The sequence below is a fragment of the Staphylococcus sp. GDY8P57P genome, from assembly GCF_017892585.1.
Taxonomy (GTDB): Bacteria; Bacillota; Bacilli; order Staphylococcales; family Staphylococcaceae; genus Staphylococcus; species Staphylococcus borealis.
Window position 1 is genome coordinate 16,743 of record NZ_JAESLK010000022.1, and the last position, 18,745, is coordinate 35,487.

An 18,745-nucleotide genomic window follows, 5' to 3' on the forward strand; every position below is an offset into this window, starting at 1 on the left:
TAAAGGGGGATTTTTTATATGTCATATATCCAAAATCAAGATAAAGCTGTCTATGAAGCAATTCAAAATGAATATAATAGGCAAAATAACAACATTGAATTAATCGCATCTGAAAACTTTGTATCTGAAGCGGTGATGGAAGCACAGGGTTCTGTGATGACTAACAAATATGCTGAAGGCTATCCAGGTCGTCGTTACTATGGTGGTTGTGATTATGTTGACGTAACTGAAACGATTGCAATTGAAAGAGCGAAAGCATTATTTGGTGCGGAGCATGTAAATGTGCAACCCCACTCAGGGTCTCAAGCCAATATGGCAGTATATCTTGTCGCTTTAGAGATGGGTGATACTGTTTTAGGTATGAATTTGAGTCATGGTGGTCATTTAACGCATGGTTCACCAGTTAATTTCAGTGGTAAATTCTACAACTTTGTAGATTATGGCGTAGATAAAGAAACTGAAAAAATTGACTATGACGTTGTGCGTCAACTAGCACATGAACACAAGCCTAAATTAATCGTTGCAGGAACTTCAGCGTATTCAAGACAACTTGATTTTAAAAAGTTTAAAGAAATCGCTGATGAAGTTGGCGCAAAATTAATGGTTGATATGGCTCATATCGCTGGTTTAGTTGCAGCAGGTTTACATCCAAATCCTGTAGAATATGCTGATTTTGTAACAACAACGACGCATAAAACTTTACGTGGCCCACGTGGTGGATTAATTCTTTGTAAAGAAGCATATAAGAAGGATATAGATAAAACAATATTCCCTGGAATACAAGGTGGACCTTTAGAACATGTCATTGCTGCTAAAGCAGTCGCATTCGGTGAAGCACTTGAACAAGACTTTAAAACGTATCAAGAGCAAGTCATCAAAAATGCTAAAGTGCTTTCTGAAACGTTGAAAGAAGAGGAATTTAGAATTGTGTCAGGTGGCACTGATAACCATTTAGTATCTGTAGATGTTAAAAACTCAGTAAATGTTACAGGTAAAGAAGCGGAAGCGACATTAGATTCAATTGGAATAACATGCAATAAAAATACAATTCCATTTGATCAAGAAAAAGCTTTTGTAACAAGTGGTATACGTTTAGGCACACCAGCTGCTACAACAAGAGGCTTTGATGAAGAAGCATTCAAAGAAGTTGGTCGTATTATTAGCTTAGCACTTAAACACCCTAATGATGATACAAAATTGAAAGAAGCAAGAGAAAGGGTAAGTCGTTTAACAGCTAAATATCCGCTATATGAATAATTTATAAAAATTTGGAGGCAATATAAATGAGTAAAGTACATGTATTTGATCACCCACTAATTCAACACAAATTAAGTTATATCCGTGATATGAATACGGGAACTAAAGAATTTAGAGAACTTGTTGATGAAGTCGGCATGTTAATGGCGTATGAGGTTACTAGAGATTTAGAACTTCAAGAAGTTGAAATTAAAACGCCAGTAACAACTATGACTGCAAAAAGATTAGCTGGTAAAAAATTAGCAATTGTTCCAATTCTTAGAGCCGGTTTAGGGATGACAGATGGTGTATTAAGCTTAGTCCCAGCGGCACGTGTTGGTCATATTGGTTTATACCGTGATCCTAAAACATTGGAAGCAGTAGAATACTTTGCTAAACTTCCACAAGATATTGATGAGAGACAAATTATTGTGGTAGACCCAATGTTAGCTACTGGAGCATCAGCAATCGAAGCAATTAATTCGTTGAAGAAACGCGGTGCTAAAAATATTAGATTCATGTGTCTTATTGCTGCACCAGAGGGTGTTGAAAAAATGCAAGAAGCGCACGATGATGTCGATATCTATATTGCAGCATTAGACGAAAAATTAAATGATAAAGCATATATTACACCAGGTTTAGGTGATGCTGGAGACAGATTGTTCGGTACAAAATAGGTATAGGAGTTTATGTATGAGAAAGATTATGACAGTCTTTGGTACTAGACCAGAAGCAATTAAGATGGCACCTTTAGTGAAGGCACTCGAGTGTGATGCTGAGTTAGAACCAATGATTGTTGTAACTGCTCAGCATCGCGAAATGTTAGATTCGGTCTTACAAACTTTCAACATCGAGCCACATTATGATTTGAATATCATGAAGGAAGGTCAAACGTTATCAGACATTACATCAAGAGCAATGACGCAACTTGAAGAAATTATTAAAAAAGAAAAACCGGATATGGTGCTCGTCCATGGCGATACCACTACTACATTTTCAGGTGCACTAGCTGATTTTTATAATCAAGTACCTGTTGGTCACGTAGAAGCTGGTTTAAGAACACGACGTAAATATGCACCTTTCCCAGAAGAGATAAATAGGCAAATGGTAAGTAATTTAGCCGACCTGCATTTTGCGCCTACTAAAGGTGCAGCGAATAATTTGCTTCAAGAACAGAAAAATCCAGACACAGTAATTATTACTGGAAATACTGCTATTGATACACTTAAATTAACGGTCCAAAAGGAATATACATCAGATATAATCACAAAGCATCAAAATAAACGCATTATTCTATTAACTGTTCACCGAAGAGAAAATATTGGACAGCCAATGATTGAGATTTATAAAGCAATGCGCACTATTGTTGATGAATATGAAGATGTGGTCATTGTATCACCACTACATCTGAATCCTAAAGTAAGGTCACTAGCTTATAAGTATTTAGGTGATCATGAGCGTATTGAATTAATTGAACCATTAGACGTTGTAGACTTCCACAACTTCGTAAGTAACGCCTATTTAATCTTGACGGATTCAGGCGGTATTCAAGAAGAGGCACCTTCATTGAATAAACCTGTACTAGTGCTTAGAGATGTAACCGAGAGACCAGAAGGTGTAGCAGCGGGCACTTTGAAAATAATTGGAACGGATTTTGAAAATGTGCATCATACAACGGCAGAATTATTGGATAACGAAATAATTTATAATCAAATGTCACAAACTCAAAATCCTTATGGTGATGGTAAAGCATCTATAAGAATTTGTGAGAGTATAAAATATTATTTTGGTTTGACATCAAATTCACCAGAGCCCTTCAAATCATAAAAAAATCTAAATTGTGAACATTTTGTGACAATAAAAGAGTTAATTTTTACAACAATTTGAATAGAATTGACACACTATTTACCCTATATTATTATTAAATTTGTATGAGTGGAACGGTTTACATGGTTGTCATAAGTTAATTTGGAGGAGAAAAATGAGGCGTTTCAGCATCATATTTAAACAATTCATTCAATATTATATTTATTTTTTAATTATATTGGCTGTGTTGTATATCGTTATTCCAAATCCTTTTATTCTAGGATTAATAATAGGAACATTTGGATCTTTAATAAATACCTATATTTTCGAATTATATTTATCTCGGGCAAAGCAACCAGATAACATACATATTTCTACGGGCAATACTTGGAGGTACTTAGTCGCTATCATTGCGTGTGTAATATGGTTTTTATTTAAATATAGTGTCAATATTATTGGGGTAATGATTGGTCTTATGTTTTCTTATGTTTTAATCATTTTACGCCCTCTACTGCTTAAGAATTAAAATTTTAATAAAGAAAGAGGTGAGTACATGGATCACAAAAACCCGCTCGTAAGTTGGAATGTATTTGGTTTTGATCTCGTTTTCAATTTAGCAAGCATCATGATGTTAGTTGTTACAGCAATCATTGTTTTTCTAATAGCTATTATTTGTACGCGTAATCTAAAGAAAAGACCATCAGGTAAACAGAATTTTATCGAATGGATCTTTGACTTTGTAAGAAGCATCATAGAGAGTAATATGGCTTGGAAAAAAGGTGGTCAGTTTCACTTCTTAGCAGTAACATTGATTTTATTTATCTTTGTTGCAAACATGTTAGGACTACCATTTGCTATAGTGACTAAAGATCATTATCTATGGTGGAAATCTCCAACAGCTGATGCAACTGTCACATTGACATTATCAACTATGATGATATTACTTACACACTATTATGGTGTGAAAATGCGTGGAACTAAAGCTTACATAGGTAATTACTTTAAACCATTCTGGCCATTAGCAATTATCAATGTTTTTGAAGAATTCTCTTCAACATTAACACTTGGTCTACGTTTATACGGTAATATATTTGCCGGTGAATTATTACTTTCTTTATTAGCCGGCTTAGTTGTAAGCAGTGCTTGGGGTTGGATTATAGGTATTCCAGGTTTAATCGTATGGCAAGGATTCTCTATCTTTGTCGGCTCAATCCAAGCATATATATTTATCATGCTTTCAATGGTTTACATGTCCCACAAAGTAGCGGACACACATTAACTTAAACAAACATTTTAGGAGGAATTATTAATATGGGTTTAATCGCAGCAGCAATTGCAATTGGTTTATCAGCACTAGGCGCAGGTATCGGTAACGGTCTTATCGTTTCAAGAACAGTAGAAGGTGTAGCTCGTCAACCAGAAGCACGTGGACAATTAATGAGTATCATGTTCATCGGTATTGGTTTAGTTGAGGCATTACCTATCATCGGTGTTGTAATCGCATTCATGACTCTTTTCCAATAAGAAAATTTCATGGCGAAGTCACTTGGATCTTCGCCGTTCGTTTTATTTAATGGCAAGTGGTGATTAATTATGAAAGGAGTGTCAAATGCCAGTGAATGCATTAACTAATTCATTCGTTTTAGGTGCAGCAGGTGGTGGTGTTGAATGGGGTACTGTCATTGTTACAGTAATCACATTTGCTATTTTATTAGCACTACTTAAGAAATTTGCTTGGGGTCCATTAAAAGAAGTAATGGACAAACGTGAACGCGACATCAATAGAGACATTGATGAAGCTGAAGAAGCAAAATTAAATGCACAAAAACTTGAAGAAGAAAATAAAAAGACACTAAAACAAACTCAAGATGAAGTTCAACGTATTTTAGAAGATGCTAGAGTTCAAGCACGTAAACAACATGAAGAAATCATTCATGAAGCAAATATTCGTGCAAACGGTATGATTGAAACTGCTCAAAGTGAAATCAATAGCGAGAAAGAACGTGCATTAGCAGATATTAACAATCAAGTGTCTGAGTTATCAGTATTGATTGCATCTAAAGTACTTCAAAAAGAAATTTCAGAACAAGATCAAAAAGAACTTGTTGATAAGTATTTAAAAGAGGCAGGCGATAAATAATGGCAAATGTAGCAAATAAATACGCTAAAGCATTATTTGACGTCGCTATCGATAAAGACAGATTAGATTTAATGTACGAAGAACTTAGTATAGTTAGTGAAGCCACAAAAAACTATGATGAAGATTTAAGAGCAATTGACTCAAATCCTAACCAACCAGCTTCTGAAAGACGCAAATTTGTTGGTATCGTTTTTGGAGATGCTAATTATTACTTAAAAAATATGCTAATGATATTAGCTAATAATCGTCATTTAGTACTGATTAATTCAATTTTTAAAGAATTTAAAAGTTTATACAATGAACATCATAATGAAGATTCAGCCATTGTTGAATCAGTTTATCAATTAAGTGACGATGAACTTAGTCGCATTAAAGACTTAATTTTAAAACAAACGAATTTATCACAAGTACATATTACTACGAAAATAAATCCTGAATTAATTGGAGGATTTAGAGTTAAAGTTGGTACTACTGTGCTAGATGGCAGTGTTAAAAAAGATTTAGAACAAATCGAACGCAAATTTAGAAGAGTAAACTAAAATAAAGAGGAGTGACATAGATGGCCATAAAAGCTGAAGAAATCAGTGCATTACTTCGCTCACAAATTGAAAATTATGAGTCTGAAATGTCTGTAACTGATGTAGGTACGGTACTCCAAATTGGTGACGGTATCGCATTAATTCACGGATTAAATGACTGTATGGCTGGTGAGCTAGTAGAGTTCTCAAATGGTGTTCTTGGTTTAGCTCAAAACCTTGAAGAATCAAATGTGGGTGTAGTTATTTTAGGACCATATACTGAAATTACTGAAGGCGACGAAGTTAGACGTACTGGACGTATTATGGAAGTTCCAGTAGGGGAAGAACTTATTGGTCGCGTTGTTAACCCATTAGGTCAACCTATTGATGGACAAGGTCCTATCAATACAACAAAAACACGCCCTGTTGAACAAAAAGCAACAGGTGTAATGGCTCGTAAATCTGTTGACGAACCACTTCAAACTGGTATTAAAGCGATTGACGCATTAGTTCCAATCGGACGTGGTCAACGTGAGTTAATTATCGGAGATAGACAAACAGGTAAAACAACCATCGGTATTGATACAATCTTAAACCAAAAAGGTTTAGATACAATTTGTATTTACGTAGCAATTGGTCAAAAAGATTCAACTGTACGTGCAAACGTAGAAAAATTACGTCAAGCTGGCGCATTAGATTACACTATTGTTGTTTCAGCTTCAGCATCTGAACCTTCACCATTACTTTATATTGCACCTTATTCTGGTGTAACTATGGGTGAGGAATTCATGTTTAATGGTAAGCATGTATTAATCGTTTATGATGATCTTACAAAACAAGCGGCAGCATACCGTGAGTTATCATTACTTTTACGTAGACCTCCAGGTCGTGAAGCTTACCCTGGTGATGTTTTCTATCTACATAGTAGATTATTAGAAAGAGCAGCCAAATTAAATGATGATTTAGGTGGCGGCTCAATTACGGCGTTACCAATTATCGAAACACAAGCAGGGGATATTTCTGCTTATGTACCAACTAACGTAATTTCAATTACAGATGGACAAATCTTCTTACAATCTGACTTATTCTTCTCAGGTGTAAGACCTGCGATTAATGCGGGACAATCAGTTTCACGTGTAGGTGGATCTGCTCAAATCAAAGCAATGAAGAAGGTAGCAGGAACGCTACGTTTAGACTTAGCTTCTTATAGAGAGTTAGAATCATTTGCGCAATTCGGTTCTGATTTAGATGAATTCACAGCTAGAAAACTTGAAAGAGGTAAACGTACGGTTGAAGTGTTGAAACAAGACCAAAACAAACCATTACCTGTTGAAAACCAAGTTTTAATTATATATGCCTTAACAAAAGGTTATTTAGATGATATTCCTGTTGAGGATATTACACGTTTCGAAGACGAATTAAATAGTTGGGCGAAATCAAATGGTTCTGACTTATTAAATGAAATTAGAGAAACTGGTGCCTTACCATCTGACGAAAAATTTGAAGCTACAATTAATGAATTCAAGAAAAGCTTTAGCAAATCTGAATAATTAAACTTTAAATTGAAAGGGTGGTGAGATAATGGCTTCATTAAAAGAGATAGATGGTCGTATCAAATCGACGAAAAAAATGAAACAAATTACCAAAGCAATGAACATGGTATCAAGTTCAAAATTACGTCGAGCTGAAAAAAACACAAAGCAATTTGAACCCTATATGGAAAAAATGCAGGATGCGATTACTGCAATTGCAGGAGCGAGTAAACACTCTAGTCATCCTATGTTAAGACCTAGACAAGTTCAACGTAGTGGTTACTTAGTAATTACTAGTGACAAAGGCTTAGCAGGTGCATACAGTTCAAATGTCTTAAAACGACTGATTAATGATATTAGTGAAAAACATTCTAGTAGTGATGAATATAGCATTATTGTATTAGGTCAATCTGGTGTTGATTTCCTTAAAAATAGAGGTTATGAAATTGAAAATTCACTTGTTGATGTTCCCGATCAACCTTCATTCAAATCAATACAAGCAATTGCGAAACATGCGATTGACTTATTTAGTGAAGAACATATTGATGAATTAAAAATTTATTATAGTCATTATGTTAGTGTTCTTGAAAATAAACCAACGACTAAACAAGTTTTACCATTATCTCGAGAAGATTCTAGCCAAGGTCAAGGTCAAATGTCTTCTTATGAATTTGAACCGGATAAAGAATCTATCCTAAGTGTTATTCTTCCTCAATATGTTGAAAGTTTAATTTATGGAACGATTTTAGATGCTAAGGCTAGTGAACATGCAGCGAGAATGACTGCAATGAAAAATGCTTCTGATAATGCGACTGAACTTATTGATGACTTATCATTACAATATAATAGAGCGAGACAAGCTGAAATCACACAACAAATTACTGAAATTGTTGGTGGTTCCGCAGCACTTGAATAATATTTTAAAGGAGGAAACAACATGGGTAATGGCCGTGTAACTCAGGTTATGGGTCCTGTTATTGACGTTCGTTTTGAACATAATGAAGTACCTGAAATTAATAACGCCTTAATCATTGAAGTTCCTAAAGAAGATGGTACTTTTGAATTAACACTTGAAGTTGCATTACAACTAGGTGATGACGTTGTTCGTACAATCGCTATGGATTCAACAGATGGTGTTCAACGAGGCATGGAAGTTCAAAACACTGGACAAGATATTTCAGTGCCAGTTGGTGAAGTAACACTAGGTCGTGTATTTAACGTCTTAGGTGATACAATTGATTTAGAAGATAAATTAGATAGTTCAGTGAGACGTGATCCAATTCATAGACAATCACCTAATTTTGATGAATTATCTACTGAAGTGGAAATTCTTGAAACTGGAATTAAAGTTGTAGACTTACTAGCACCTTATATTAAAGGTGGTAAAATCGGACTATTCGGTGGTGCCGGAGTTGGTAAAACCGTATTAATTCAAGAATTAATTAATAACATCGCACAAGAACACGGTGGTATCTCTGTATTCGCTGGTGTAGGTGAACGTACACGTGAAGGTAATGACCTTTACTATGAAATGAGAGATAGTGGTGTTATCAAGAAAACAGCGATGGTATTCGGTCAAATGAACGAGCCACCTGGTGCGCGTATGCGTGTAGCTTTATCTGCATTAACAATGGCTGAGTACTTCCGTGATGAACAAGGACAAGACGTTCTTTTATTCATCGATAACATTTTCAGATTTACTCAAGCAGGTTCTGAAGTATCAGCTTTATTAGGACGTATGCCTTCTGCCGTAGGTTATCAACCTACATTAGCTACAGAAATGGGTCAATTACAAGAACGTATTACATCAACGAATAAAGGTTCTGTAACATCAATCCAAGCCGTATTCGTACCAGCCGATGACTATACTGACCCAGCGCCAGCAACTGCATTCGCTCACTTAGATGCGACAACTAACCTTGAACGTAAATTAACAGAAATGGGTATCTATCCAGCTGTGGATCCATTAGCGTCTACATCAAGAGCGTTAGAACCAGCAATTGTTGGTCAAGAGCACTATGAAGTGGCACGTGATGTTCAATCAACACTTCAAAAATATAGAGAATTGCAAGATATTATCGCAATTTTAGGTATGGATGAGTTATCAGAAGAAGATAAACTTACAGTAGAACGTGCACGTAGAATTCAATTCTTCTTATCACAAAACTTCCACGTTGCAGAACAATTTACTGGTCAAAAAGGTTCATATGTACCTGTTAAAACGACAGTAGCTGATTTCAAAGCGATTTTAGATGGTAAATACGACCATATTCCTGAAGATGCTTTCCGTTTAGTTGGTAGTATGGAAGATGTAATTGCCAAAGCAAAAGATATGGGTGTTGAAGTCTAAACAATTAGGAGGTATAGATAATGAGTACAGTTAATCTTGATATTGTCACTCCTAATGGTTCAGTCTACGAAAAAGATGACGTTGAACTAGTTGTTTTTCAAACAACAGCTGGTGAAATGGGTGTCATGAGTGGGCATATTCCGACAGTTGCCGCATTAAAAACAGGCCATGTTAAAGTGAACTTTAGAAATGGTACTGAATATATAGCTGTTAGTGGTGGCTTTGTTGAAATTAGACAACATAAAGTATCTGTCATTGTTCAAACAGCTGAAACTGCCAGTGAGATAGATGTTGAACGAGCTAAATTAGCACGTCAAAGAGCACAATCTCATTTGGACGATCAGGATAACAGTGATATAAACAGAGCTAAACGAGCGTTGGCTAGAGCTGAAAACCGCTTACGCGTAGCACAATTAAAATAATTAAAAAGGTTTGAAAACTAAATTTAGTTTTCAAACCTTTTTTGTGTTCTATGATAGTCAAGTTTAGTATCATTCTGTGCATTTTTAATGTACAATATAGTACAGAAATCTAAAAGGAGAGAAAGTCATGGATTATATTGGACAGTTTGCGATCATACACTTGGTTTTACATGTTTTGTGTATATGTATAGCTTATTGGGCCTTAAACTCTCTCAAATTAGATCAATTTTTTAAAAAAGGTTACGCTACTCAAGTACAAGTTTGTCTAATGTTTTTAGCCATCTTATTGGGTACAGCCGTGAGCAATTTTTTAATTGATTTATTACAATTCTCAACTCAAGTGAAATTTTTATTTCAATAATGAGATTATTGTAAATTCTTTTTAAAAATAGATATAATAAATAAATAATTGATTGAAAATCGGGAAATGAAGATAGTAATAGGAGTTTAAAGTGGAGGATTAATATGGATAAAATAGTAATTGAAGGTGGCAATCGCCTAACTGGAGAAGTTAAAGTTGAAGGAGCTAAAAATGCAGTATTACCAATATTGACTGCATCACTATTAGCTTCAGAAGGAAAAAGTAAACTTGTTAATGTACCAGATTTAAGCGATGTAGTAACGATAAACAATGTATTATCGACTTTAAATGCTAAAGTTGAATATAATAAAAAAGAAGGTGCAGTTACAGTAGATGCATCTACGACTTTAAAAGAAGAAGCCCCTTATGAATATGTTAGTAAAATGCGAGCAAGCATCTTAGTTATGGGTCCTTTGTTAGCACGTTTAGGTCATGCTATCGTTGCATTACCAGGTGGTTGTGCAATCGGCGCTCGTCCAATAGAGCAACATATTAAAGGGTTTGAGGCATTAGGTGCAGACATACATCTAGAGAATGGAAATATTTACGCTAGCACAAAAGACGGCTTGAAAGGTACAGACATTCATTTAGATTTCCCAAGTGTCGGTGCAACACAAAATATCATTATGGCAGCTTCACTTGCTAAAGGTAAAACAGTGATTGAAAATGTTGCTAAAGAGCCTGAAATTGTTGATTTAGCAAATTATATTAATGAAATGGGTGGTAAAGTAACCGGAGCAGGTACTGATACCATTACAATTCATGGTGTTGATAAGTTGAAAGGTGTAGAACATTCAATCATTCCTGACAGAATTGAAGCTGGTACATTAATCATAGCAGCTGCTATTACGCGTGGTGATGTATTTGTTAGAGACGCAGTAAAAGAACATATGTCGAGTCTAATTTATAAACTTGAAGAAATGGGCGTTAATTTAGATTTCCAAGAAGATGGCATTCGTGTTACGGCAGAGGGTGAACTTAAACCAGTTGATGTCAAAACACTTCCACACCCTGGGTTCCCAACAGATATGCAATCACAAATGATGGCGTTATTATTAACTGCTGAAGGACATAAAGTCATTACGGAAACTGTCTTTGAAAATAGATTCATGCATGTTGCAGAATTTAAGCGTATGAATGCAAATATTACTGTAGAAGGTAGAAGTGCTAAAATTCAAGGTAAGAGTCAATTGCAAGGTGCTCAAGTTAAAGCAACAGATTTAAGAGCAGCGGCAGCATTAATTTTAGCTGGCTTAGTAGCTGATGGTACAACTCAGGTTACAGAATTAAAACATTTAGACCGCGGTTATGTTAATTTCCATGAGAAATTAAAGTCATTAGGTGCTAATATTGAACGAGTAAATGATTAATCGTATACTCACTTTATAATACTTCTGGAGGACATACATTATGGAAACAATTTTCGATTATAATCAAATTAAGCAAATTATCCCACATAGACAACCATTTTTACTTATTGATCGTGTAGTTGAATATGAAGAGGGCAAGAGATGTGTTGGACTAAAACAAGTATCTGGTAATGAACCATTTTTCCAAGGGCACTTCCCAGATTATGCTGTTATGCCTGGTGTATTAATTACTGAAGCATTAGCACAAACAGGTGCTGTTGCTATGCTTAACAGCGAAGAGAATAAAGGAAAAATTGCATTGTTTGCTGGAATTGATAAATGTAGATTTAAAAAACAAGTAACGCCTGGTGATACGCTAATGTTAGAGGTAGAAATTACTAAAATCAAAGGTCCAATCGGAAAAGGTACAGCAAAGGCTACGGTAGATGGCCAACTCGCTTGTAGTTGTGAATTAACTTTCGCTATCCAAGATGCTTAAACCAAAACATGCTTTTATAATCAATATAAATAGGAGTGGAACATTGAATTGTGTTCCACTCCTATTTTATTCTCTTTCAAATTTTTCTTCTTTTAGTTTAGGTTTAGATTGCATCATACGATTAAATGTTACTTTTAATTCCTCACCTGACAGTCCTTCATCAACTAATTGTTCTAATAAACTCTCTGCATAAACTTGTCGTAAGGTGTAAATATGACAATCTAATACAATTGACATTGTTGTTTCGAATTCAGAAATACTTTTGATTGTAGCATCAAAAAGTGCAGGATCATTCGAAGGGCGTGTTATCACGACTCTAATATCTAATAGTGTTTGATCATCATAATATTTTTTCATTGTTTCATAGTGCGCATTTGAAATGACAACCTCTAGAAGCCAACCAGTACCACTATTTTCTTTATTGATGATTACACCATCTTCTAGCTCAAATTCAGTTATACCTCCATTTTCATTAACAATTTGAAAACGTACAGCTTTAAATGTCTTCACTTCATCACATCCCCAAAAAAATTAAAATTATGCAAAAAATGAAATTATCAATAATCTAATATGAGTTTTACAATTATTTTCTTTAAATATATCAAACTTTGAGTATTAATAGGAATAAAAATCTTAAAAATAGAATTTTGACGCCATAGTTATAAATGAATACTATAGTTGTAGAAGGAGGTGACACATGCTAAACAAGATTGTGATAGTAGGTCGGTTGACCAAAAAGGCACAAATATTTGAGAAAGAGGAGGTGAAGATAGCCACGTTCTGTGTTGCAACAGAACGTAATTATAAAGATGACAACAATGAAATAGCTTGTGATTATATATTTTGTAAAGCTTTTGGTAAAACAGCTACCAATATTGAATTGTATACTGAGCAAGGCGCTTTAGTAGGTATTACTGGTCAAATGAGATCACGTAAATACGATAAAGAGGGCCAAACGCAATTTGTGACCGAATTATATGTTGAAACAATTAAATTTATGTCCCCCAAATCCAAAAATAATGATATTCTCCCTGACACCTCATTCAATGAAGACACTTATTCATACGATCACCTAGAAGTGATTGATATAAACTAATGTTCTATTAACTCCATCCCTATTTACTATAAATAACTTCTTTAATTATACTCATGGCCTCTCTTATATTATCAATTTTATAAGAGAGGTTCTTAAATTTTTAATATAATTATCTGAAAGATTTCATTAGTATTACAAGAGATACTTATATATATAGCTACTCAAAACCGTCATGAAAGTCCATAACTAAAAAATAGGATTACAGTACGTTTGTAATTTGGATGTAAAAAAGTACTGGCTTTTTTTATTTCACTGTAACCTACTATGGTTTTATGGATGTTAAAGTGTTACTTGTAAAATTTATTATTAAGACACAAACAAATCTAGGAGGATATATATAATTATGAAAAAGACAATTATTGCTTCATCATTAGCAGTAGGTTTAGGAGTAGTTGCTGGCAACGCTGGACACGCAGATGCGAGCGAAGCTCAAGTAAATAAAGCTGAATTAGCACAATTAGCACAATCAAATGATCAATCATTAAATAATAGCCCTATCCAAGAAGGTGCATATAACGTAACATTTGATTATGAAGGTTTCACTTATCATTTCGAATCAGATGGTACTAACTGGAGTTGGAACTATGCACAAACAGGCTTAGTTTCACCACAACAAGATGTTAGTGAACAAGCATCAGCTGCTACTAACCAAACTTCAGCTGAACAAGTAGCTTCTTCACAACAATCTAGTCAAGCTCAACCAACACAAGTACAACAAGCACCACAAACTCAACAAACACAACAACCACAAACTGAAGCTACAACTTCTAACTCAAGTGCTTCAAGTGGTTCTTCTGTAAATGTAAACAGTCATTTACAACAAATTGCACAACGTGAATCAGGTGGCGACATTACTGCTATTAATCCAAGTTCAGGTGCAGCAGGTAAATATCAATTCTTACAATCAACTTGGGATTCAGTAGCACCTGCTCAATATAAAGGTGTATCACCAGCACAAGCACCAGAACACGTTCAAGATGCTGCTGCTGTTAAATTATATAATACTGCAGGTCCATCACAATGGGTAACTGCTTAATTTAGCAATATAATAATATTAATTGAGTAGGCTGGGACATAATAAAGTGTCTCAGCCTGCTTTTTCATTTTGACAATAGATGACTGATTTGAAAATACGCTTAAATCAAGCTTTTTTAGCACTAGTTATCCTTGCGGGCGGGCCCCAACAAAGAGAATTTCACTAAGAAATGCTACAAGCAAAGTAAGCTAGGGAGAACAATGAGTTTATTTTATTTCTGTCCTCTCGCTTTCTGTTTTATTTGATAAATCCTAATCAATTTGATATCGTTAAATTAATAAGATAATGCTACTAGGGGAGCCATTGCCAATGGCTGAGATGATTAAATTCAGACCCTTATAACCTGATTTGGTTAATGCCAACGTAGGAAAGTAGTAATGTATATGTTATGTTCTCTTTATTGAATGATAGCTACATTTCTACGTTGAAATGTAGCATTTTTTAATTTTAAGGAGGATATGACTATGACATTTTCAACTGAGATTAAAGAGGCTTCACAACCTATTATTGAAGATATCTATAATGATGGGTTTATTCAAGACCTTTTAAAAGGGAAGTTAGACGCTCAAGCAGTACGTCAATATTTAAGAGCGGATGCATCATATTTAAAGGAATTTACAAATTTGTATGCACTTCTTATCCCAAAAGCACCAACAATGAAAGATGTTAAATTTTTAGTTGAACAAATTGAATTTATGCTAGATGGTGAAGTTGAGGCACATGAAATTTTAGCAGATTACATTAATGAACCTTATGAAGAAATTGTTAAAGAAAAAGTATGGCCTCCAAGCGGTGATCATTACATTAAACATATGTATTATCATGCCTATGCACATGAGAATGCGGCGTATACAATAGCTGCAATGGCACCATGCCCTTATGTATATGAAGTTGTAGCTAAAATGGCATTAGAGGATCAAAATCTAAATAGAGATTCTGTAACTGCAAAATGGTTTGATTTCTATAGTACAGAAATGCGTCCATTAATAGAAGTATTTGATAATTTATTAGATGAATTAACAGCAAATTGTACAGAACAAGAAAAGCATGATATTAAAGAAAGTTTCTTACAAAGTACGATTCACGAACGTAATTTCTTTAATATGGCTTATACTAACGAACAATGGAACTTCGGAGGCGACAAAAATGCATAAACCTAAAATCGCTTTAACAATCGCGGGAACTGATCCATCAGGTGGCGCTGGTGTAATGGCCGATTTAAAATCATTTCATGCCTGTGGTGTCTACGGCATGGCAGCTATTACAAGTATCGTTGCGCAAAATACTAAAGGGGTACAACATATCCATAATCTTGAGACAAGTTGGGTTCAAGAACAATTAGATAGCGTCTTCAATGACGAATTACCACACGCTATTAAAACAGGTATGATTGCGACTCATGAAACAATGGCGTTAATTCAACAATATTTGAGACAACATTCAGATATTCCATACGTTATCGATCCAGTCATGTTAGCTAAGAGTGGCGATTCGTTAATGGATGATGAAACCAAGAAACATTTACAGAATACATTACTACCTTTAGCAGATGTCGTCACGCCTAATATTCCTGAAGCAGAGGAAATAACAGGCATTAAAATAGACACGGAAGAAAATATTCGTAAAGCAGGCAATATCTTTATTAATGAAATAGGCAGTAAAGGCGTTGTCATAAAAGGTGGACACTCTGCAGATTTAAACAATGCTAAAGACTTCTTATTTACTAAGGATGATGTGTATACCTTTGAAGATCAACGCTTTGACACTAAACATACGCACGGAACTGGATGTACATTCTCAGCAGTGATTACTGCAGAACTGGCTAAAGGTAAATCTATCTATGAAGCGGTTAAAAAAGCGAAGAAATTTATTTCATTGAGTATTCAATATACGCCAGAAATTGGTCAAGGTAGAGGACCGGTAAACCATTTTGCATATATGAAGAAGGTTGGATTAGATGATGAATAATTTGGAACGTTTAAGACAAGAGAATCCTTTAGTTGTCTGTTATACAAATGATGTCGTGAAAAACTTTACGGCAAATGGATTACTTAGCATTGGTGCTAGTCCAGCAATGAGTGAAGCACCTGAAGAAGCGGAAGAATTTTATAAAGTTGCAGGGGCGTTACTTATTAATATTGGTACGATGACTAAGGCAAATGAACAAGACATTTTGGAAATAGGTAAAATAGCGAATCAGCAAGGAACACCCATTGTATTTGATCCAGTAGCAGTTGGTGCTTCTTCGTATCGCAAAGCATTTTGCCAAAAATTCTTATCAGAAGTGAAAGTATCAGTTATTAAAGGTAATGCTTCTGAAATTTTAACGTTAGTAGATGCAACAACAACGATGAAAGGTACGGATGGTGAAACTGACTTAGACGTTGTTGAAATAGCTAAGCGTGCCCATGAGAAATTGAATACAGCCATCGTGTTAACTGGTAAAGAAGATGTTATTGTCCAAAATAATAAAGTGGTGAAGTTATCTAATGGGTCACCATTATTAGCCAAGATTACTGGTGCTGGATGCTTACTTGGGGGCATTGTAGCAAGTTTCTTATTTAGAGAAGAAACGCCATCTCTACAAGTGTTAGAAGAAGCGGTTAGCATCTATAATATTGCTGCTGAACGCGCTGAACAAGATCAACAAGTAAATGGACCAGGTACATTTTTATCTAAATTATTAGATCAAATGTATGTCATTGATTTTAATACCTACCAACAACAAGTCAAAAGACAAGAGGTGGAGTAAAATGTTTAATCCATCACGATTAAATGTTTATTTTATTTGCGGTACGCAAGATATTCCAGAGGGAAAAGATATTAGAGAAATAGTGAAGCATGCCTTAAATGCCGGTATCACGCTTTTTCAATTTCGTGAAAAAGGACCCACGTCATTAGACGGTGCTGATAAAGAAAATTTAGCAATTGAGTTATTAAATTTATGTCATGACTATCATGTACCGTTTATTGTAAATGACGATGTTGATTTAGCTGAAAAAATAAATGCAGACGGTATTCATGTAGGGCAAGATGATGAAAATGTGAAGTCATTTGCTAAGCGGTTCGAAAATAAAATCATAGGACTTAGCATTGGCAACGAGGAAGAATATAATCAATCCGATTTAGATCATGTTGATTATATTGGTGTTGGACCGATGTTTGCAACAATTTCTAAAAATGATGCGAGTGCACCAGTAGGTCCCGCTATGATTGCCACATTAAAAAAGATCAATCCTTCGTTACCTATGGTAGCAATTGGAGGTATAACAGAAGACAATATTGAACCTATTGCTCAAAATGGTGCAGACGGTGTTTCAGTTATTTCGGCGATTGCACGTAGTCATAATATTGACAAGACTGTTACTATAATGAAAAATTATTTCAAATAAATAAGAAAATTTTTCTTTTTTTGTTTTCTAGTACACGGTTACTATGATAAAATAATCCCTATGTGAATATATCAATAGAGGTGTAAAAATGAAGAAGAAAGCGTTACTACCTTTGTTATTAGGGGTAATGGTCTTTTTAGCCGGGTGTGATTATTCAAAATCTAGTAATAGAGATGGATTTTTCTATAATACATTCGTAGAACCAATGGCTAGAGTTTTACATTGGTTAGGCCATTCAGTATTTAATGATGATTACGGTATTGCAATTATCGTATTAGTTTTAGTAATTCGTGTTATCTTGTTACCATTCATGTTATCAAACTATAAAAATAGTCATATGATGCGTGAAAAAATGAAAGTTGCTAAGCCAGAAGTTGATGGTGTGCAAGAAAAAGTTAAACGTGCACGAACTCAAGAAGAGAAAATGGCAGCAAACCAAGAAATGATGGAAGTTTATAAGAAATACGATATTAATCCAATGAAGAGTGCATTAGGCTGTTTACCAGTATTAATTCAAATGCCAGTTGTTATGGGATTATACTTCGTATTACGTTACCGTATTGGTGGCGGAATTGCAGAACATCCACACTTCTTATGGTTCAATTTAGTTCATCCTGATATTTGGATTACTATTATTGCCGGTGTGCTTTACTTTATCCAAGCTTGGGTATCAAGTAAACAAATGCCTCAAGAACAACGTCAAATGACTTACATGATGATGATTGTATCACCAATTATGATCATCTGGATTTCATTAAGTTCGGCGTCAGCTTTAGGTCTATATTGGTCTGTCAGTGCGGCATTCTTAATTGTCCAAACTTACTTCGCCAATATGTACTATGAAAAAGTTGCTCAAAGAGAAGTTGCGCCAATGATTGAAAAATTTGAGGAAAATAATGGTAACTCAAATAAAAAAGGTAAAAACACTCAAGTTGTTTCTAAGAATAATAAAAAGAAAAAGTAAATAGCTTAATCAATGCTATATTATAGAAAAGGTCGATACCCTGG

General features: G+C 34.8%; 23 protein-coding genes and 1 riboswitch. Of the genes, 22 read left to right on the forward strand and 1 reads right to left on the reverse strand.

The annotated features are described in order from the left end of the window. Positions 1 to 18: 18 nt before the first annotated feature. From glyA to fabZ, 15 genes are all read left to right on the forward strand, one after another. Entirely contained in the window at positions 19 to 1,257 is a 1,239-nt protein-coding gene (glyA, locus tag KA878_RS09335) for a serine hydroxymethyltransferase (protein WP_193839102.1), read from the forward strand. A 26-nt stretch (positions 1,258 to 1,283) separates the two neighbouring features. After that, positions 1,284 to 1,913, forward strand: coding sequence for a uracil phosphoribosyltransferase (upp, locus tag KA878_RS09340; protein ID WP_193839103.1), 630 nt, complete (start codon positions 1,284 to 1,286; stop codon positions 1,911 to 1,913). Positions 1,914 to 1,929: 16 nt separating this feature from the next. After that, positions 1,930 to 3,063 carry a non-hydrolyzing UDP-N-acetylglucosamine 2-epimerase gene (gene wecB, locus KA878_RS09345; protein ID WP_193839104.1) on the forward strand — a complete coding sequence of 378 codons (1,134 nt, stop codon included), beginning with the start codon at positions 1,930 to 1,932 and terminating at the stop codon, positions 3,061 to 3,063. A 154-nt stretch (positions 3,064 to 3,217) separates the two neighbouring features. Continuing rightward, positions 3,218 to 3,568, forward strand: a complete 351-nt coding sequence (locus tag KA878_RS09350) for an ATP synthase subunit I (protein WP_193839105.1) — start codon at positions 3,218 to 3,220, stop codon at positions 3,566 to 3,568. 27 nt (positions 3,569 to 3,595) lie between these two features. Then, positions 3,596 to 4,321: a F0F1 ATP synthase subunit A gene (gene atpB, locus KA878_RS09355; RefSeq protein ID WP_075109004.1), complete on the forward strand. Its 726-nt coding sequence runs from the start codon at positions 3,596 to 3,598 to the stop codon at positions 4,319 to 4,321. A gap of 32 nt (positions 4,322 to 4,353) precedes the next feature. After that, positions 4,354 to 4,566, forward strand: a complete 213-nt coding sequence (gene atpE / locus KA878_RS09360; RefSeq protein WP_011275238.1) for a F0F1 ATP synthase subunit C — start codon at positions 4,354 to 4,356, stop codon at positions 4,564 to 4,566. Positions 4,567 to 4,651: 85 nt separating this feature from the next. Continuing rightward, on the forward strand, positions 4,652 to 5,182 hold the full coding sequence (locus KA878_RS09365) for a F0F1 ATP synthase subunit B (RefSeq protein WP_016931216.1): 531 nt from the start codon (positions 4,652 to 4,654) through the stop codon (positions 5,180 to 5,182). Beyond that, on the forward strand, positions 5,182 to 5,721 hold the full coding sequence (locus KA878_RS09370) for a F0F1 ATP synthase subunit delta (protein ID WP_075109005.1): 540 nt from the start codon (positions 5,182 to 5,184) through the stop codon (positions 5,719 to 5,721). Before KA878_RS09365 ends, KA878_RS09370 begins: the two co-directional genes overlap by 1 nt. A gap of 20 nt (positions 5,722 to 5,741) precedes the next feature. Continuing rightward, a complete protein-coding gene (gene atpA, locus KA878_RS09375) occupies positions 5,742 to 7,250 on the forward strand; it encodes a F0F1 ATP synthase subunit alpha (RefSeq protein ID WP_075109006.1) in 1,509 nt (502 codons plus the stop codon). Between the two features lie 31 nt (positions 7,251 to 7,281). Then, positions 7,282 to 8,148, forward strand: coding sequence for an ATP synthase F1 subunit gamma (gene atpG / locus KA878_RS09380; protein WP_053031168.1), 867 nt, complete (start codon positions 7,282 to 7,284; stop codon positions 8,146 to 8,148). Between the two features lie 21 nt (positions 8,149 to 8,169). After that, positions 8,170 to 9,582 carry a F0F1 ATP synthase subunit beta gene (atpD, locus tag KA878_RS09385; protein ID WP_053031170.1) on the forward strand — a complete coding sequence of 471 codons (1,413 nt, stop codon included), beginning with the start codon at positions 8,170 to 8,172 and terminating at the stop codon, positions 9,580 to 9,582. 20 nt (positions 9,583 to 9,602) lie between these two features. Continuing rightward, entirely contained in the window at positions 9,603 to 10,004 is a 402-nt protein-coding gene (locus KA878_RS09390) for a F0F1 ATP synthase subunit epsilon (RefSeq protein WP_075109007.1), read from the forward strand. Between the two features lie 127 nt (positions 10,005 to 10,131). After that, the gene (locus tag KA878_RS09395; protein WP_053031174.1) at positions 10,132 to 10,365 is read left to right on the forward strand and encodes a DUF1146 family protein; all 234 of its coding nucleotides are present in this window, start codon (positions 10,132 to 10,134) and stop codon (positions 10,363 to 10,365) included. Positions 10,366 to 10,469: 104 nt separating this feature from the next. Beyond that, positions 10,470 to 11,735, forward strand: a complete 1,266-nt coding sequence (gene murA, locus KA878_RS09400) for a UDP-N-acetylglucosamine 1-carboxyvinyltransferase (RefSeq protein WP_193839106.1) — start codon at positions 10,470 to 10,472, stop codon at positions 11,733 to 11,735. Between the two features lie 40 nt (positions 11,736 to 11,775). After that, positions 11,776 to 12,213: a 3-hydroxyacyl-ACP dehydratase FabZ gene (gene fabZ / locus KA878_RS09405; protein ID WP_016931213.1), complete on the forward strand. Its 438-nt coding sequence runs from the start codon at positions 11,776 to 11,778 to the stop codon at positions 12,211 to 12,213. A 66-nt stretch (positions 12,214 to 12,279) separates the two neighbouring features. Here the strand turns inward: fabZ and KA878_RS09410 are convergent, their stop codons facing one another. Continuing rightward, positions 12,280 to 12,723 (reverse strand): YwpF-like family protein, encoded by a 444-nt coding sequence (locus KA878_RS09410; protein ID WP_107630156.1) that lies wholly within the window; start codon positions 12,721 to 12,723, stop codon positions 12,280 to 12,282. A gap of 187 nt (positions 12,724 to 12,910) precedes the next feature. On the opposite strand from KA878_RS09410, the gene KA878_RS09415 reads away from it, so the two are divergent. From KA878_RS09415 to yidC, 7 genes are all read left to right on the forward strand, one after another. Continuing rightward, a complete protein-coding gene (locus tag KA878_RS09415; protein WP_193839107.1) occupies positions 12,911 to 13,309 on the forward strand; it encodes a single-stranded DNA-binding protein in 399 nt (132 codons plus the stop codon). A 343-nt stretch (positions 13,310 to 13,652) separates the two neighbouring features. Further along, the gene (locus KA878_RS09420) at positions 13,653 to 14,345 is read left to right on the forward strand and encodes a transglycosylase family protein (protein ID WP_193839108.1); all 693 of its coding nucleotides are present in this window, start codon (positions 13,653 to 13,655) and stop codon (positions 14,343 to 14,345) included. A 283-nt stretch (positions 14,346 to 14,628) separates the two neighbouring features. After that, a riboswitch (TPP riboswitch) is annotated at positions 14,629 to 14,732 on the forward strand. 77 nt (positions 14,733 to 14,809) lie between these two features. Beyond that, positions 14,810 to 15,499 (forward strand): thiaminase II, encoded by a 690-nt coding sequence (gene tenA, locus KA878_RS09425; RefSeq protein WP_070854359.1) that lies wholly within the window; start codon positions 14,810 to 14,812, stop codon positions 15,497 to 15,499. After that, positions 15,492 to 16,313: a bifunctional hydroxymethylpyrimidine kinase/phosphomethylpyrimidine kinase gene (gene thiD, locus KA878_RS09430; protein ID WP_193839109.1), complete on the forward strand. Its 822-nt coding sequence runs from the start codon at positions 15,492 to 15,494 to the stop codon at positions 16,311 to 16,313. Before tenA ends, thiD begins: the two co-directional genes overlap by 8 nt. Further along, entirely contained in the window at positions 16,306 to 17,097 is a 792-nt protein-coding gene (gene thiM / locus KA878_RS09435) for a hydroxyethylthiazole kinase (RefSeq protein ID WP_193839960.1), read from the forward strand. Before thiD ends, thiM begins: the two co-directional genes overlap by 8 nt. 1 nt (position 17,098) lies before the next feature. After that, positions 17,099 to 17,737, forward strand: coding sequence for a thiamine phosphate synthase (gene thiE, locus KA878_RS09440; protein ID WP_193839110.1), 639 nt, complete (start codon positions 17,099 to 17,101; stop codon positions 17,735 to 17,737). 88 nt (positions 17,738 to 17,825) lie between these two features. After that, entirely contained in the window at positions 17,826 to 18,701 is an 876-nt protein-coding gene (gene yidC, locus KA878_RS09445) for a membrane protein insertase YidC (protein WP_075109067.1), read from the forward strand. The last annotated feature ends 44 nt before the right edge of the window (positions 18,702 to 18,745 follow it).

Bases quoted from the DNA above. Each gene is read 5' to 3' on its own strand.
- glyA (WP_193839102.1), top strand. From the start codon at position 19: ATGTCATATATCCAAAATCAAGATAAAGCTGTCTATGAAGCAATTCAA.
- upp (WP_193839103.1), top strand. From the start codon at position 1,284: ATGAGTAAAGTACATGTATTTGATCACCCACTAATTCAACACAAATTA.
- wecB (WP_193839104.1), top strand. From the start codon at position 1,930: ATGAGAAAGATTATGACAGTCTTTGGTACTAGACCAGAAGCAATTAAG.
- KA878_RS09350 (WP_193839105.1), top strand. From the start codon at position 3,218: ATGAGGCGTTTCAGCATCATATTTAAACAATTCATTCAATATTATATT.
- atpB (WP_075109004.1), top strand. From the start codon at position 3,596: ATGGATCACAAAAACCCGCTCGTAAGTTGGAATGTATTTGGTTTTGAT.
- atpE (WP_011275238.1), top strand. From the start codon at position 4,354: ATGGGTTTAATCGCAGCAGCAATTGCAATTGGTTTATCAGCACTAGGC.
- KA878_RS09365 (WP_016931216.1), top strand. From the start codon at position 4,652: ATGCCAGTGAATGCATTAACTAATTCATTCGTTTTAGGTGCAGCAGGT.
- KA878_RS09370 (WP_075109005.1), top strand. From the start codon at position 5,182: ATGGCAAATGTAGCAAATAAATACGCTAAAGCATTATTTGACGTCGCT.
- atpA (WP_075109006.1), top strand. From the start codon at position 5,742: ATGGCCATAAAAGCTGAAGAAATCAGTGCATTACTTCGCTCACAAATT.
- atpG (WP_053031168.1), top strand. From the start codon at position 7,282: ATGGCTTCATTAAAAGAGATAGATGGTCGTATCAAATCGACGAAAAAA.
- atpD (WP_053031170.1), top strand. From the start codon at position 8,170: ATGGGTAATGGCCGTGTAACTCAGGTTATGGGTCCTGTTATTGACGTT.
- KA878_RS09390 (WP_075109007.1), top strand. From the start codon at position 9,603: ATGAGTACAGTTAATCTTGATATTGTCACTCCTAATGGTTCAGTCTAC.
- KA878_RS09395 (WP_053031174.1), top strand. From the start codon at position 10,132: ATGGATTATATTGGACAGTTTGCGATCATACACTTGGTTTTACATGTT.
- murA (WP_193839106.1), top strand. From the start codon at position 10,470: ATGGATAAAATAGTAATTGAAGGTGGCAATCGCCTAACTGGAGAAGTT.
- fabZ (WP_016931213.1), top strand. From the start codon at position 11,776: ATGGAAACAATTTTCGATTATAATCAAATTAAGCAAATTATCCCACAT.
- KA878_RS09415 (WP_193839107.1), top strand. From the start codon at position 12,911: ATGCTAAACAAGATTGTGATAGTAGGTCGGTTGACCAAAAAGGCACAA.
- KA878_RS09420 (WP_193839108.1), top strand. From the start codon at position 13,653: ATGAAAAAGACAATTATTGCTTCATCATTAGCAGTAGGTTTAGGAGTA.
- tenA (WP_070854359.1), top strand. From the start codon at position 14,810: ATGACATTTTCAACTGAGATTAAAGAGGCTTCACAACCTATTATTGAA.
- thiD (WP_193839109.1), top strand. From the start codon at position 15,492: ATGCATAAACCTAAAATCGCTTTAACAATCGCGGGAACTGATCCATCA.
- thiM (WP_193839960.1), top strand. From the start codon at position 16,306: ATGAATAATTTGGAACGTTTAAGACAAGAGAATCCTTTAGTTGTCTGT.
- thiE (WP_193839110.1), top strand. From the start codon at position 17,099: ATGTTTAATCCATCACGATTAAATGTTTATTTTATTTGCGGTACGCAA.
- yidC (WP_075109067.1), top strand. From the start codon at position 17,826: ATGAAGAAGAAAGCGTTACTACCTTTGTTATTAGGGGTAATGGTCTTT.